Source organism: Arthrobacter sp. KNU40 (genome assembly GCF_051515115.1).
In the GTDB taxonomy this organism is placed as follows: Bacteria; Actinomycetota; Actinomycetes; order Actinomycetales; family Micrococcaceae; genus Arthrobacter.
Genome location: NZ_CP195850.1, coordinates 2,920,595 through 2,935,147 on the forward strand (window position 1 = coordinate 2,920,595; position 14,553 = coordinate 2,935,147).

At 64.5% G+C, this 14,553-nt stretch carries 13 protein-coding genes; 6 read left to right on the forward strand and 7 right to left on the reverse strand.

Going from position 1 to position 14,553, the window contains the following annotated elements; genetic code table 11:
- Positions 1 to 36: 36 nt before the first annotated feature.
- Positions 37 to 999 (reverse strand): heme o synthase, encoded by a 963-nt coding sequence (locus tag ACSKT0_RS13505; RefSeq protein WP_437770260.1) that lies wholly within the window; start codon positions 997 to 999, stop codon positions 37 to 39.
- Positions 1,000 to 1,411: 412 nt separating this feature from the next.
- On the opposite strand from ACSKT0_RS13505, the gene tkt reads away from it, so the two are divergent.
- Genes tkt through pgl form a run of 6 tightly spaced genes read left to right on the forward strand, consistent with a single transcriptional unit; the run spans position 1,412 to position 9,670 of the window.
- On the forward strand, positions 1,412 to 3,529 hold the full coding sequence (gene tkt, locus ACSKT0_RS13510) for a transketolase (protein ID WP_437774028.1): 2,118 nt from the start codon (positions 1,412 to 1,414) through the stop codon (positions 3,527 to 3,529).
- 57 nt (positions 3,530 to 3,586) lie between these two features.
- Complete coding sequence (tal, locus tag ACSKT0_RS13515; RefSeq protein ID WP_437770261.1) at positions 3,587 to 4,705, forward strand: transaldolase; 1,119 nt, start codon at positions 3,587 to 3,589, stop codon at positions 4,703 to 4,705.
- Between the two features lie 5 nt (positions 4,706 to 4,710).
- Positions 4,711 to 6,342 carry a glucose-6-phosphate isomerase gene (locus ACSKT0_RS13520; RefSeq protein ID WP_437770262.1) on the forward strand — a complete coding sequence of 544 codons (1,632 nt, stop codon included), beginning with the start codon at positions 4,711 to 4,713 and terminating at the stop codon, positions 6,340 to 6,342.
- Between the two features lie 15 nt (positions 6,343 to 6,357).
- Entirely contained in the window at positions 6,358 to 7,923 is a 1,566-nt protein-coding gene (gene zwf, locus ACSKT0_RS13525) for a glucose-6-phosphate dehydrogenase (protein ID WP_437770263.1), read from the forward strand.
- The gene (locus tag ACSKT0_RS13530) at positions 7,920 to 8,843 is read left to right on the forward strand and encodes a glucose-6-phosphate dehydrogenase assembly protein OpcA (protein WP_437770264.1); all 924 of its coding nucleotides are present in this window, start codon (positions 7,920 to 7,922) and stop codon (positions 8,841 to 8,843) included. Before zwf ends, ACSKT0_RS13530 begins: the two co-directional genes overlap by 4 nt.
- Positions 8,844 to 8,851: 8 nt before the next feature.
- Entirely contained in the window at positions 8,852 to 9,670 is an 819-nt protein-coding gene (pgl, locus tag ACSKT0_RS13535; RefSeq protein WP_437770265.1) for a 6-phosphogluconolactonase, read from the forward strand.
- On the opposite strand, the gene ACSKT0_RS13540 is transcribed toward pgl, so the two are convergent.
- From ACSKT0_RS13540 to ACSKT0_RS13565, 6 genes are all read right to left on the reverse strand, one after another.
- Positions 9,623 to 10,018 carry an RNA polymerase-binding protein RbpA gene (locus ACSKT0_RS13540; RefSeq protein ID WP_437770266.1) on the reverse strand — a complete coding sequence of 132 codons (396 nt, stop codon included), beginning with the start codon at positions 10,016 to 10,018 and terminating at the stop codon, positions 9,623 to 9,625. The genes pgl and ACSKT0_RS13540 overlap by 48 nt on opposite strands.
- 99 nt (positions 10,019 to 10,117) lie before the next feature.
- Positions 10,118 to 10,375, reverse strand: a complete 258-nt coding sequence (gene secG, locus ACSKT0_RS13545) for a preprotein translocase subunit SecG (RefSeq protein ID WP_234749463.1) — start codon at positions 10,373 to 10,375, stop codon at positions 10,118 to 10,120.
- 47 nt (positions 10,376 to 10,422) lie between these two features.
- Positions 10,423 to 11,238, reverse strand: a complete 816-nt coding sequence (gene tpiA / locus ACSKT0_RS13550) for a triose-phosphate isomerase (protein ID WP_437770267.1) — start codon at positions 11,236 to 11,238, stop codon at positions 10,423 to 10,425.
- 82 nt (positions 11,239 to 11,320) lie between these two features.
- Entirely contained in the window at positions 11,321 to 12,547 is a 1,227-nt protein-coding gene (locus tag ACSKT0_RS13555) for a phosphoglycerate kinase (protein WP_437770268.1), read from the reverse strand.
- 9 nt (positions 12,548 to 12,556) lie between these two features.
- Positions 12,557 to 13,567, reverse strand: a complete 1,011-nt coding sequence (gene gap / locus ACSKT0_RS13560; protein WP_345451940.1) for a type I glyceraldehyde-3-phosphate dehydrogenase — start codon at positions 13,565 to 13,567, stop codon at positions 12,557 to 12,559.
- 285 nt (positions 13,568 to 13,852) lie between these two features.
- Positions 13,853 to 14,476, reverse strand: coding sequence for a superoxide dismutase (locus ACSKT0_RS13565; protein WP_059389282.1), 624 nt, complete (start codon positions 14,474 to 14,476; stop codon positions 13,853 to 13,855).
- Positions 14,477 to 14,553 lie beyond the last annotated feature (77 nt).

Below are 14,553 nucleotides of genomic sequence, written 5' to 3' on the forward strand. Positions count from 1 at the left end.
CTGCAGGTGAGCGGGCGTCCTGCGGTGACGCGGGCGTCAGCCGCCGATGATCGGGGAACCGATGAACGGGTCCACCGCGAGGGCAATGAAGAGAAGCGTCAGGTAGCTGATGGAACCATGGAAGACCTTCATGGCTCCCTTGTTCGAGACGTCGCCGCCTTGCGCCCGGTTGTAGAGGGCGTGGGATTCATAGAGGAACCAAGCACCCGCGAGGACTGCGGCGATGGTGTACACCCAGCCCGCGCGGCCCACCGGCACCAAAAGCAGCGAGCACACCACCATGGCCCAGGCGTACAGGACAACCTGGACGGAAACCACCTTGGCACCGGCGATGGCGCCCAGCATGGGGACGTTGGCGTTGCGGTAGTCCTCGCCGTACCGCATGGACAACGGCCAGTAGTGCGGAGGAGTCCACAGGAAAATCACCATGAAGAGCACGACGGCGGGCCACTCGACAGTGTTCGTCACCGCCGCCCAGGCGATCAGCACAGGGAAGCAGCCGGCCGCACCGCCCCATACGATGTTCTGTGCCGTGCGGCGCTTGAGGATCATCGTGTAGATGACAACGTAGAAAACAATCGCACCAAGACCGAGCCACGCCGACAGCGGGTTGGCCCCGAACCACAGGATGGCGATGGAGGCCGCTCCCAGGATCCACGCGAAGACGAGTGCTTCGCGGGGGGTGACTTCGCCCGTCACGAGGGGCCGCTTTTCAGTGCGGTGCATCAACTTGTCGATGTCGCGGTCGATGTAGCAGTTGAAGACCCCTGCGCTGCCGGCGGCGAAGGCGCCGCCCACCAACGTGGCCAGGATCAAGCCGATGGAGGGGAAGCCCCGTTGCGCGAAGATCATGGTGGGCAGGGTGCTGACCAGCAGCAATTCGATCACGCGGGGTTTGGTCAGTGCCAGATACGCCTTGAACTTACGGGACATTCCGCGCTTCCCCACAGCCGGGGAAGCATTGAGGGGCGTATCTGTTGTGCTCACGTTGGCAGTCACTCTGTTCTTTGCTGGTGTTGTCAAGGCGGGTTTCCCGCGGTGGCGGCACCCCGGTTCGGCCTCCAGATATCATACCGTGGCCTCTCCGACGCCACGGCACCCGGAACTTTCCCTTGTTTCCGAAAGTTCACCGGCACTTTGCCGCCGCCGTGATTCATAAAACGGAATATGCGTCCATTTTTTGAGATTCCCACCATTCGGGGCGGCGAACCGGGCTAAGCTGTCTGCAGATCAGCTCACGCAAGGTTCTGAGAAAGCGTATTCTCAGACTTGTATGTCTGGATGATAGATCAACGTTTCAATGGTGAACGGCTGGTAGGAACTTCGCAGCGGGCGCCATCCTGTGCCCGAGGCTTGCCATGTGCCGTCACCAGCCGTCAGCACAGAGAGGGGCTCGGTTTACGTGCCACATTTGGAAGAGCAAGAACTGACTTGGACAAGCCTGGACCAGCGCGCCGTGGACACCGTCCGCGTTTTGGCCGCTGACGCCGTCGAGAAGGTCGGCAACGGTCACCCCGGCACGGCCATGAGCCTTGCACCGGCCGCCTACCTGCTGTTCCAGAAGCTGATGCGCCACGACCCGAAGCACCCGGACTGGATCGGCCGTGACCGGTTCATCCTGTCCCCCGGACACACATCGCTGACCCTGTACATCCAGCTGTTCCTTTCCGGCTACGGCCTGGAGCTGAAGGACCTCGAGGCCCTGCGCACCTGGGGATCGCTGACCCCCGGCCACCCCGAGTACAAGCACACCGCCGGCGTCGAGATCACCACCGGCCCTCTGGGCCAGGGCCTGGCCTCGTCGGTCGGCTTCGCGTACTCGCAGCGCCGGATGCGCGGCCTGTTCGACGCCGATGCTCCGGCCGGCGAGAGCCCGTTCGACCACACCATCTGGGTTATCGCCTCCGACGGCGACCTCCAGGAAGGCGTCACCTCGGAAGCTTCTTCCCTGGCCGGGCACCAGGAACTGGGCAACCTTGTGGTGATCTACGACGAGAACCACATCTCCATCGAAGACGACACCGACGTGGCCTTCACCGAAGACGTCCTCAAGCGCTACGAGGCCTATGGCTGGCACACCCAGCGCGTGGACTGGACCAAGACCGGCGAATACGTCGAAGACGTCCAGGAACTCTACGGCGCCCTGCTCGCCGCGAAGGCCGAGACGTCCAAGCCGTCCATCATCTCGCTGCGCACCATCATCGGCTACCCGGCACCCAAGAAGCAGAACACCGGCAAGATCCACGGTTCCGCCCTCGGTGCCGAAGAAGTCGCAGCACTGAAGGAAGTCCTGGGCTTCGACCCCGAGCGTTCCTTCCAGGTTGACGAGGACGTCCTCGCACATGCCCGTGCCGTCGTCGAACGCGGCGCAGCCGAGCGCAGCGAATGGCAGGCATCCTTCGAGGCGTGGCAGACCGCCAACCCCGAGGGCGCGGCGCTGCTTGAGCGCATCGAGGCCAAGAAGCTTCCCGTCGAGCTCGACGCCGCGCTGCCGGTATTCGAAGCAGGCAAGGAAGTTTCCACCCGCGCCGCTTCCGGCAAGGTCCTGAACGCGATCGGCCCGGTCCTTCCGGAACTGTGGGGCGGTTCCGCCGACCTCGCCGAGTCCAACAACACCACCATCGAGGGTTCGCCGTCGTTCATCCCGGCCTCGCGCTCGACCGGTGCATGGAAGGGCAACCCTTACGGCAGGGTGCTGCACTTTGGTATCCGCGAGCACGCGGCCGCGTCGATCGTGAACGGCATCTCGCTGCACGGCCGGACCCGGGCGTTCTCCGGCACGTTCCTGATCTTCAGCGACTACCAGCGTCCCGCGATCCGCCTCGGCGCCCTCATGGGTGTCCCGTCGCTGTACGTCTGGACCCACGACTCGATCGGCCTTGGCGAAGACGGCCCCACCCACCAGCCAGTGGAACAGCTGTCGACCCTCCGCGCCATCCCGGGCCTGGACGTTGTCCGTCCCGGCGACGCCAACGAGGTTGCCGCAGCATGGAAGACCATGCTGGAGAACCACGAGAACCCGGCAGGCATCGTGCTGACCCGCCAGAACATCCCGACCTACGCACGCGGCGAAGGCCTTGCCGAGGGTGACACCTTCGGCTCCACCGCCGGCGTCGCCAAGGGCGGCTACGTCCTGGCAGAGGCTTCGAAGGACGGCGCCACGGTCCCGGCCCAGGTCATCCTGATCGGCACCGGTTCCGAGGTCCAGCTCGCGGTGAACGCCCGCGAAGCGCTCCAGGCCGAAGGCATCGCCACCCGCGTCGTCTCCATGCCGTGCGTCGAGTGGTTCAACAAGCAGGACTCTGCGTACCGCGATTCCGTGCTCCCGGCCGCCGTCAAGGCCCGCGTCTCGGTCGAGGCCGGCCTGGCACTGGGCTGGAAGGAATTCGTCGGCGACGCCGGGCGCTCCATCAGCCTCGAGCACTTCGGCGCCTCGGCAGACTACAAGCGCCTCTTCAAGGAGTTCGGCATCACGGCAGAAGCAGTCGCCGCCGCCGCCAGGGACTCCCTCGCGGGTCTCAGTAGCTGAAAACGCTTCTGAGACGAATCCGACAGCAACGAACAGATTTCCAAGGAGATTAAAGAAATGACTACGACTCCCACCCAGCAGCTTTCCGACGCCGGTGTGTCCATCTGGCTTGACGACCTTTCCCGGGAACGCCTTTCCAGCGGCAGCCTGCAGAAGCTCATCGAAGAGAAGAATGTCGTTGGTGTCACCACCAACCCGTCTATCTTCCACGCCGCCATCACCGCCGGCAGCGACTACGACGCCGTGATCGCCGAAGAGGCCGCCAAGGGCGCTTCCGTCGAAGAGACTGTCTTCGAGATCACCACCACCGACGTCGCCGACGCCTGCGACCTCTTCGCACCGGTCGCGGCAGCGAGCAACGGCGTCGACGGCCGTGTCTCCATCGAGGTGGACCCCCGCCTGGCGTGGGACACGGAAGGCACCATCGCCGAGGCCAAGCACCTGTACAAGAAGGTCAACAAGGACAACGTCCACATCAAGATCCCGGCAACCCTTGAGGGCCTCGCCGCCATCACGGCGACCCTGGCCGAGGGCATCAGCGTCAATGTGACCCTGATCTTCTCCCTGGAGCGCTACCGCGCGGTCATCAACGCTTTCCAGTCCGGCCTGGAGCTGGCCAAGGAAAACGGCCACGACCTCTCCAAGATCCACTCGGTGGCATCCTTCTTTGTGTCCCGCGTGGACTCCGAGATCGACAAGCGACTCAATGCCCTCGGCACCGATGAAGCCAAGGCCCTCAAGGGCAAGGCCGGCGTTGCCAACGCCCGCCTGGCGTACCAGGTCTACGAAGAGCTGTTCTCCACCGAGCGTTGGGCAGTCCTGGCTGAGGCCGGCGCGCTCCCCCAGCGCCCGCTCTGGGCTTCCACCGGCGTCAAGGACCCGGCCTACCCGGACACCCTGTACGTGACCGAACTGGTCGCCGCCGGCGTCGTCAACACCATGCCGGAAAAGACCCTCGACGCCACGTTCGACCACGGCGTGGTCACGGGTGACACCGTCTCCGGCACGTACGAGGAAGCGAACAACGTCCTCAACGCACTGGAGGGCCTGGGCATCTCCTACAACGACGTCGTCGCAATCCTCGAATCCGAGGGCCTGGACAAGTTCGTCGCCAGCTGGAAGGAACTTCTGGCCGACGTCGAAGGTGCCCTCGCCTCTGCACGGAAGGCTTCCTAACCCACATGAGCACTCTCAGCTACGACGCCAGCGGTGCTGCGCAGCAGGCCATCGAGCAGCACATCCCGGCACTTGTCGAAGACCGGATTGCCACGAGGATTTTCGCCAAGGACCACACTTTGTGGGGTCCGGATGCCGAATCCGAATCCGCCATCCGGCTCGGATGGGTGGAAGCGGCAACCGTTTCCCAGCCCTTGGTCGAAGGGATCCTGGAACTCCGGGATGCCCTCCGGGCCGAAGGCGTCTCCCGCATTGTCCTGTGTGGCATGGGCGGCTCTTCGCTTGCCCCCGAGGTCATTGCCGGCACCGCTGGCGTCGAGCTGACCGTGTTGGACAGCACAGACCCCGAACAGGTCGGTGCTGCCCTCGCGGACCGCCTGGCCGAGACCGCCATCGTGGTCTCTTCCAAGTCAGGCTCCACCGTGGAAACCGACTCCCAGCGACGGGTATTCGAGCAGGCCTTCACCGAGGCCGGCATCGATGCCAAGAGCCGCATCGTCATCGTGACCGATCCCGGGTCCCCGCTGGACAAGGCCTCCCGTGAAGCCGGCTACCGTGCCGTCTTCAACGCGGATCCGAACGTCGGCGGTCGCTTTTCGGCCCTGACGGCTTTCGGCTTGGTCCCCAGTGGCCTCGCCGGAGTAGACATCCAGGCGTTCCTGGATGAGGCCGAGGAAGCAGCGGAAATCCTCAACGAGGACTCCCCCGAAAACATCGGGCTCCGGCTCGGTGCCGCACTGGGCGGAACCACCCCTCTGCGCAACAAGATCGTCATCGTCGAAGACGGTTCCGGCATTGTCGGCTTTGCCGATTGGGCCGAACAGCTCATCGCCGAGTCCACCGGCAAGCTCGGCACGGGTGTTCTGCCGGTTGTGGCAGGTCCTTCCGCGCCGGAGGTCAGCGGCGGCGCGGACGACGTCCTGGTGATCCGCCTCGTCGGCGCGGAGTCCGACGTCGAACTCGGCGAAAACGAAGCCGCCATTGCCGGTGGCCTGGCCACCCAGATGTTCGTCTGGGAATTCGCCACCTCGGTGGCAGGTCGCCTGCTTGGCATCAACCCCTTTGACCAGCCCGACGTCGAGGCAGCCAAGATTGCCGCTCGCGGCCTGCTGGACGCACGTCCCGAGCCGACGCCGGCGAACTTCGTGGACGGCGCGATCGAGGTCCGCGGGGGTGCGTGGCTCGGCGACGCGGCTACGGCCGCAGATGCCGTCAAGGCGCTCCTCGGTGAACTCGGCACGGACGGCTACCTGAGCGTCCAGGCATATTTCGACCGGATCGCGTTCGCTCAACTGGAAGGCATCCGCGACGAACTCGCCGGAGTCAGCGGCCGGCCGGTCACTTTCGGCTGGGGCCCGCGCTTCCTGCACTCCACCGGACAATTCCACAAGGGCGGACCGGCCATCGGCTCGTTCCTGCAGGTTACGGCTTCCGCGACAGGCGACATCGCCATCCCGGAACGCCCGTTCACTTTCGGTCAACTGATTGCAGCCCAGGCGGCCGGCGACGCGCAGGTTCTCGAGAACCACGGCCGTCCGGTCCTGCGGCTGCACCTCACGGATCGTGGAGCCGGCGTAGCCCAGCTCCAGGAAATCGTCGCCGCATTGGCCGGCCAGGCCAGCGCGCTCGAAAGCTAAGGCACAAACCCAAACATGCCAGAAACACAAATCGGTTACAGGTCCACCGGAAAGGCAAGCCACCGCAATCCCCTCCGGGATCCCCGGGACCGGCGCCTGAACCGCATCGCAGGGCCTTCGTCATTGGTGTTCTTCGGAGTCACCGGTGACCTTGCCCGCAAGAAACTCATGCCGGCGGTCTACGACCTCGCCAACCGCGGGCTGTTGCCGCCGAGCTTCGCGCTCGTCGGCTTCGGCCGGCGGGACTGGAGCAACGAGGACTTCGCGGACGAGGTCAAGGAGAACGTCAAGGCGCACTCCCGCACCCCGTTCGACGACGCCGTCTGGAACCAGCTCTCCGAGGGCATCCGCTTCGTCCAGGGAGAGTTCGACGACGACCAGGCGTTCAAGCGCCTCGGCGCCACCCTTGATGAATTGGACGAGACCCGCGGCACGCGCGGCAATCACGGTTTCTACCTCTCCATCCCGCCCAAGGCCTTCGAGCAGGTCTGCCAACAGCTCTCCAAGCACGGGCTGGCGCAGGCCGGGGACGGCCAGTGGCGTCGGGTGGTCATCGAGAAGCCTTTCGGCCACGACCTGGAGTCCGCGCGCAAGCTCAACGACATCGTGGAGTCCGTCTTCCCGCCGGACGCGGTTTTCCGCATCGACCACTACCTGGGCAAGGAGACGGTCCAGAACATCCTGGCCCTGCGCTTCGCCAACCAGCTGTTCGAGCCTTTGTGGAATGCCAACTACGTGGACCACGTCCAGATCACCATGGCCGAGGATATCGGCACCGGCGGCCGGGCGGGATACTACGACGGCGTCGGGGCGGCCCGCGATGTCATCCAGAACCACCTGCTGCAGCTGCTGGCCCTGACGGCCATGGAGGAGCCCATCTCCTTCAACGCCGATGACCTGCGTGCCGAGAAGGAAAAGGTCCTGGCCGCGGTCAGGCTCCCCGAGGACCTGTCCACCCACTCTGCCCGCGGCCAGTTCACCGGCGGCTGGCAGGGCGGCGAACTCGTCCAGGGGTACCTTGAGGAAGACGGCATTCCGGCCGATTCCAAGACGGAAACCTACGCGGCCATCCGCCTGGACATCAACACCCGGCGCTGGGCCGGCGCCCCGTTCTACCTGAGGGCCGGCAAACGCCTGGGCCGGCGCGTCACGGAAATCGCGGTCGTGTTCAAGCGGGCACCCAACCTGCTCTTCCGCGGCCACGGCGAGGACGACTTCGGCCAGAACGCCGTCGTCATCCGGGTCCAGCCCGACGAGGGCGCCACCATCCGCTTCGGCTCCAAGGTTCCCGGCACGCAGATGGAAGTCCGGGACGTCACCATGGACTTCGGCTACGGACACTCGTTCACCGAGTCCAGCCCCGAAGCGTACGAACGCCTCATCCTGGACGTGCTGCTGGGCGAGCCGCCGCTCTTCCCGCGGCACCAGGAAGTCGAGGAGTCCTGGAAGATCCTGGACCCCTTCGAGGAATACTGGGCCGGACTCGACGAACAGCCCGAACCTTACGCTCCCGGCAGCTGGGGGCCGGCCTCGGCCGATGAGCTGCTTGCCCGCGACGGACGAACCTGGAGAAGGCCATGATCGTAGATCTTCCCGACACCACCACCTCCAAGATCTCCAAGAAGATCACCTCCCTGCGCGAGCAGGGAGGCGTGATCGCCCTGGGACGCGTCCTGACCCTCGTGGTCGTCACGAAGTCCGGTCTCGAGGAAGAAGCCATCGAGGCAGCCAACGAGGCCAGCCGCGAACACCCCTGCCGCATCATCGTCCTCGCGGACGCCGGCAACGAAGCGCCCAACCGCCTCGACGCCCAGATCCGGGTGGGCGGGGACGCCGGAGCTTCAGAGGTCATTGTCCTGCGCGGCTACGGCGAGCTCGCCAAGGAGAGCGAATCCCTCGTCGCGGCATTGCTCCTGCCCGACGCGCCGATCGTGGCCTGGTGGCCGCACGGCGCACCCGAGAACGCCTGCGAGACCTCCATCGGGCGCATCGCGCACCGCCGCATCACGGACTCCGCCAACGAGGCCGACCCCGCAGCAGCGCTGGCCCGGATCCGGAAGACGTACCGGGCAGGCGACACCGACCTCGCCTGGACCCGGCTGACCAACTGGCGCCTCCAGCTCGCCGCGGCGCTGGACCAGGTAGACGATTCCCCCGTCACTGCCATCGCCGTCGAGGGTGCTTCTGACTCACCCAGCACCCTGCTGCTGGCCGCCTGGCTCACGCTGTTCCTCGACGCTCCGGTCCAGATCGTCGCCGACCCGGCGGGAACGGGCATCCGCCGGGTGCGGCTGAGCCGCGCCACCGGCGACGTCCAGCTGGTCCGTCCCGGCCTCACCATCGCGGAACTGACCCAGCCGGGCCAGCCGGCCCAGCGGATTTCACTGCCGCGCCGCAGCCTGCGGGACTGCCTCGCCGAAGAACTGCGCCGCCTTGATCCGGACGATGTCTTCGGAGAAGTGATTACTATGGGACTGCCCCGAACCAATAGCAAGGAGTGACCGTCCCAGTGAGCGCCGACCCAAGAGTAAGCATCCATCCCGACTCCACTGTCCTTATGGCCGCGATCGCAGCACGGCTCATCACCAAGCTGGTGGACGTCCAGGACAAGCACGGGGAAGCCACTGTGGTCCTCACCGGCGGAACCGTGGGCATCGGCACCCTGAAAGCAGTGGCCGACTCACCCGCTGCGCCCGCGGTTGACTGGTCCCGGGTGAACTTCTGGTGGGGTGACGAGCGCTTCGTCGGCAAGGACAGCACGGACCGCAACACCGTCCAAGCGCATCAGGCATTGCTCTCCAGCCTGCCGGTGGACCCGGCCCGCGTGCACGAACCGGGCTCATCGGATGAGTTCGCCACCGCGGACGAGGCCGCAGCGGACTACGCGGCCCGGCTCAAGGCTGCCGCGGAAGCCGAGCACGCCGCGGACACTTCGGACGACCGTCCCGAGGAGGCCGGCGAGTTGCCCCGTTTCGACATCCTGCTGCTCGGTGTCGGTCCGGATGCACACATTGCATCGCTCTTCCCTGAGCAAGCGGGTATCCGGGTGAAGGACCGTACGGTCGTGGGGGTCGAGAACTCCCCCAAGCCGCCGCCGTCGAGGATTTCGCTGACCTTGCCCGCCATCAACTCCGCCCAGGAAATCTGGATGGTTGTGGCAGGCGAGGACAAGGCCGGAGCCGTGGGACTGGCCCTGGCCGGGGCCAACCCGGTCCAGGTTCCCGCCTCAGGTCCCAGCGGCCGCTCGAGGACCCTGTGGCTCATCGATGAGAATGCAGCCTCACGTGTCCCCCATCAGCTCGTCCGCAAGGACCCCGCGGGCGCGTAGCCGCTTGAGCGCTCCGGCCAGGACAATCTCCGCGTCCTGGCTGGAGCGTCTTTCTTTAACGTAATCCAGGTGGCTCTTGAAGACTTCGTCGTCCGCACGTTCCATCGTGGCTTCGCCCTGTTCGCGGACGGCAACCAGGCCACATTTCGGGCAGTCCCATCGGATCGGGATTTGATCTTCGGGGAGCTTAACGAAAACAAGCCGCGTTTCATGTCCCTTGGCGCACCAATAGGGAACACGAATACGCGGCAAGCTTTCGCCGACTACGGAGTCGGGTTGGTTCCTTGGGGCCGAACCAGCTGTTACGCCGGCCCGTGTGCCCCGGAATCCAGAAGTACCATGAACCATCGTCGATCCCCTTGAGAGTTCGGCTGCATGGCGCTGAAGGCCATGCAGCCTAGTCTAATGAGAGGACACCTCGAGTGCGAGGATCCGACGGCGGCAGTGCTAGGAGTCTCCGCCCGTGGTGAAACGCATGATGAGGCCAAGCCCGATGATCACGACGCCCCAAGTGCAGCCCAAGACGATGGTGAAGCGGTTGAGGTTTCGCTCTGCGACACCTGAAGAACTCAATCCTGAGCTCATGCCACCGCCAAACATATCGGACAACCCGCCGCCACGCCCCTTGTGGAGGAGGATGAGCAGCGTCAGCAGAAGACTGGTAATGCCCAGCAGGATCTGCAGAATGACTTGAAGAACGTCCACGACGGCCTTTCAGAAGAACGGAAAACGGGAGCGGAACCTAAAACGGACTAAGCCGCGTTGAGGTGGCTCTCGAACCTGACAATGTTAGCAAACTCGGCGGGGTCCAGGCTCGCGCCACCCACCAGCAGACCGTCGACGTCGCTTTCGGCCATGATCGCTGCCGCGTTGCTGGCCTTGACCGAACCGCCGTAGAGGAGGCGGGTCTTGGCGGCCACGGCATCGTCGAACAAGGATGCGAGCTCCGAACGGATCGCGGCGCACATCTCCTGTGCGTCTTCGGGACCGGCGACTTCGCCCGTCCCGATGGCCCAGACAGGCTCGTACGCGACAACCAGCTCGGCTGCCTGATCTGCGGCGAGGCCGTCGACTCCGGCGCGCAACTGGGCCAGCGTGTGCTCCACATGGGTGCCGGCCTGGCGGATCTCAAGGCCCTCGCCGACACACAAGACCGGCGTGACGTCGTGGCGGAAGGCTGCTTTGACCTTCGCGTTGAGGACCTGGTCATCCTCGTTGTGGATGGTGCGGCGTTCGCTGTGGCCCACCAGGACGTAGGCGCAACCGAGCTTGTTGAGGAACTGGCCGGAGATATCGCCGGTGTAGGCTCCGGAGTCGAACTGCGAAAGGTCTTGTCCGCCGTAGACGACGTCCAGTTCGTCGCCCTGGACGAGGGTCTGCACACCGCGCAGGTCGGTGAAGGGCGGGAAGACCGAAACCTCTACCCGGCTGTAGTCGTGCTTGGCGTCGGAGAGGGTCCATGCCAGCTTCTGCAGCAAGGTGATGCCCTGGACGTGGTCCATGTTCATCTTCCAGTTACCGGCAATGAAGGGCTTGCGGATGAAGTTTCCGTTGGCAGAAGTTGTCACGTGTGCTCCAAAGATGCGTTGAGATAGGGAAGCCGGCGGGACGCTTCCCTTCCAGGAAGGGCGCCCCGCCGGCTTTGTAGCCTTAGCGGTCCAGAACGCTCAGGCCGGGAAGATCCTTGCCTTCAAGGTATTCCAGGCTGGCGCCGCCGCCGGTGGAAATGTGTCCGAACTGGGAGTCCTCAAAGCCGAGGGTCCGGACCGCTGCGGCGGAGTCGCCGCCGCCCACCACGGTGAATGCCGGCGTCTCGGTCAAAGCCTGGGCAATGGCACGGGTGCCGCCCGAGAAGGCCTCGAATTCAAAGACGCCCATGGGGCCGTTCCAGAACACGGTCTTGGCGGCCTTGATCTGCTCGGCGAAAGCCGCCGCTGATACCGGTCCGATGTCCAGGCCAATACCTGAGGCGCCGAACGCGCTGTCCTCGATCGCGTCCGCGGCGACCACTTCGTGCTCGGCGTCAGCGGCGAAGCGGCTTGCGACCACGACGTCAGTCGGGATGACAAAAGCGGTTCCGGCGTCGGAAGCCCGCTTGAGGTAGTCCTGGACCACGGGAATCTGGTCAGCTTCAAGCAAGCTGCCCGCGACCTTGTGACCAACCGCTGCGAGGAAGGTGAAGAGCATTCCGCCACCGACGAGGATGGTGTCGGCCTTGCCCAGGAGGTTGTCGATCACCGCGAGCTTGTCCGAGACCTTGGAGCCGCCGAGGACGACGACGTACGGGCGCTGGGTATCCGTGGTGAGTTTGCGAAGAACCTCCACCTCGGTGTGCACGAGGTCACCCTGGTAGGAGGGAAGTTTCGTGGCGACGTCGTACACGCTGGCGTGCTTGCGGTGGACGGCACCGAAGGCGTCATCCACGAAGGCGCCGTTCTCACCGGTCAGCGCCACGAGTTCATCGGCGAAGGCGCCGCGCTCCGCGTCGTCCTTGCTGGTTTCGCGGGCGTCGAAGCGGACGTTCTCCAGGACGAGGACGTCCCCGTCGTCCAGGGACCCGGCCAGCTCCTTGGCGGACTCACCAACAGTGTCTTCCGCGAGCTGGACCTTGAATGGCGCGAGCTCCGCAAGCCGTGCAACAGCAGGCTTGAGCGAATACTTGGCCTCGGGAGAGCCCTTGGGGCGTCCCAGGTGGGCCGCGACGAGTACGCGGGCACCGGCGTCCGAGAGCTTTTCGATGACCGGGAGGGAGGCCTTGATGCGGCCGTCGTCGGTCACCGTAGAGCCGTCGAGCGGCACATTCAGGTCACTTCTGACAAGAATGTACCGCCCGCGGACACCTTCAGCGATCAGTTCGTTGAGGGTGTGAGATGTCATGTGTCTACCCTAGCCCAGCTTGGATGCGACGAGCTCCGTGAGGTCAACGAGGCGGTTGGAGTAGCCCCATTCGTTGTCATACCAGGAAACAACCTTGACCTGGTTGCCGATGACCTTGGTGAGGCCGGAGTCGAAGATCGAAGACGAGGGGTCGCCGACGATGTCCGAAGAGACGATCGGATCTGCCGTGTAGCTAAGGATGCCCTTGAACTGCTCGGTCTCCGAAGCAGCCTTGAGAGCCGCGTTGACTTCCTCAACGGTCACTTCGCGGGAAACCGTGACGGTCAGGTCCGTGGCGGAACCGGTCGGGACCGGGACGCGGATGGCGTAGCCGTCAAGCTTGCCCTTGAGCTCCGGAAGAACCAGGCCGATCGCCTTGGCAGCACCGGTGGAGGTGGGAACCATGTTGATCGCTGCGGCGCGCGCACGGCGGAGGTCGCTGTGCGGGCCGTCCTGCAGGTTCTGGTCCGCCGTGTAGGCGTGCACCGTGGTCATGAGGCCGCGCTCGATGCCGAAGGCGTCGTTGACGACCTTGGCCAGGGGGCCGAGGCAGTTGGTGGTGCAGGAAGCGTTGGAAATGATGTGGTGTGCAGCGGGGTCGTAGAGCTCGTGGTTGACGCCCATGACGATGGTGATGTCTTCGTCCGAAGCGGGAGCGGAGATCAGGACCTTCTTGGCACCTGCATCGATGTGCTTCTGTGCGGCCGCAGCCTTGGTGAAGAAGCCGGTGGACTCGATGACGATGTCGACGCCCAGTTCACCCCAGGGGAGGTTCGCAGGATCGCGCTCTGCAAGGACCTTGATGATGCTGCCGTCGACAATGAGGTTGCCCTCTTTGACTTCAACAGTCTGGGTCAGGCGACCGCCGACGGAGTCGTACTTCAAAAGGTGGGCAAGTGCCTCGGGACTCGTGAGGTCGTTGACCGCAACAATTTCGAGGTCTGCACCCTGGGCGAGTGCTGCGCGGAAGTAGTTGCGGCCGATGCGGCCAAAGCCGTTGATACCAATACGGGTGGTCACTATTTCAGTCTCCTTGGTGCTCTTGCAAGCACACCTAGTGAGTCGGATCTTGATTCCAACTAACAATTCCCGCACATCATTGGGCAGAAGTGATTATCAGATCGGAGGGCGACCAGCCACATTGCTGAAGGCTAACCGCCTTCCGTGACCCATCTTACGTTTAACTACGTCTGCCCCCGCAACTGCGGGGGCAGACAATCCGGTATTTGGGCGAAATTCACCTGAATGTGAAGTTTGTTACATCCCTGTGTATTCCGCGTCACTCACCGGCTCGGGCGGAGTTCCCTAAAGAACGATCAGACCGGTGGCGTTCGCGCGGGCTGCTTCGAAGCGCTTCGCGACGTCGGCCCAGTTGACGATGTTCCAGAAGGCCTTGACGTAGTCTGCCTTGACGTTGACGTAATCCAGGTAGAAGGCGTGCTCCCACATGTCCAGCATGAGCAGGGGGGTGGTGCCGACTGCGACATTGCCCTGCTGGTCGTAGAGCTGCTCGATGAGGAGGTTGCCGCCGATGGGCTCGTAGGCGAGGAAGCCCCAGCCGGATCCCTGCAGGCCGAGCGCGGCTGCCGAGAACTGGGCCCGGAATGCATCGAAGGAACCGAAGGCGTCGTCAATGGCTGCAGCCAGCTCGCCCTCGGGCTTGTCGCCGCCGTCCGGGGAGATGTTGTTCCAGAACACGGAGTGGTTGATGTGGCCGCCGGTGTGGAACGCGAGGTCCTTGGAGAGGCGGTTGATGTTGGCGAAGTCGCCCTTGTCGCGGGCCTCGGCCAACTGGGCCAAAGCATTGTTGGCGCCTGCTACATAGGCAGCGTGGTGCTTGCTGTGGTGCAGCTCCATGATCTTCGCCGAAATGTGCGGCTCAAGTGCTGCATAGTCGTAGCCGAGCTCGGGCAGTACGTACTCTGTCACGAAATCCTCCAATGTAGTGGACCGGGGTCCGGTTGGTAACTCTCGTTTTGTTCATCCGACCGGCGAACCGGCCGGAA

Bases quoted from the DNA above. Each gene is read 5' to 3' on its own strand.
- ACSKT0_RS13555 (WP_437770268.1), bottom strand. From the start codon at position 12,547: ATGACATCTCACACCCTCAACGAACTGATCGCTGAAGGTGTCCGCGGG.
- ACSKT0_RS13530 (WP_437770264.1), top strand. From the start codon at position 7,920: ATGATCGTAGATCTTCCCGACACCACCACCTCCAAGATCTCCAAGAAG.
- tal (WP_437770261.1), top strand. From the start codon at position 3,587: ATGACTACGACTCCCACCCAGCAGCTTTCCGACGCCGGTGTGTCCATC.
- ACSKT0_RS13540 (WP_437770266.1), bottom strand. From the start codon at position 10,018: ATGGTTCATGGTACTTCTGGATTCCGGGGCACACGGGCCGGCGTAACA.
- zwf (WP_437770263.1), top strand. From the start codon at position 6,358: ATGCCAGAAACACAAATCGGTTACAGGTCCACCGGAAAGGCAAGCCAC.
- ACSKT0_RS13520 (WP_437770262.1), top strand. From the start codon at position 4,711: ATGAGCACTCTCAGCTACGACGCCAGCGGTGCTGCGCAGCAGGCCATC.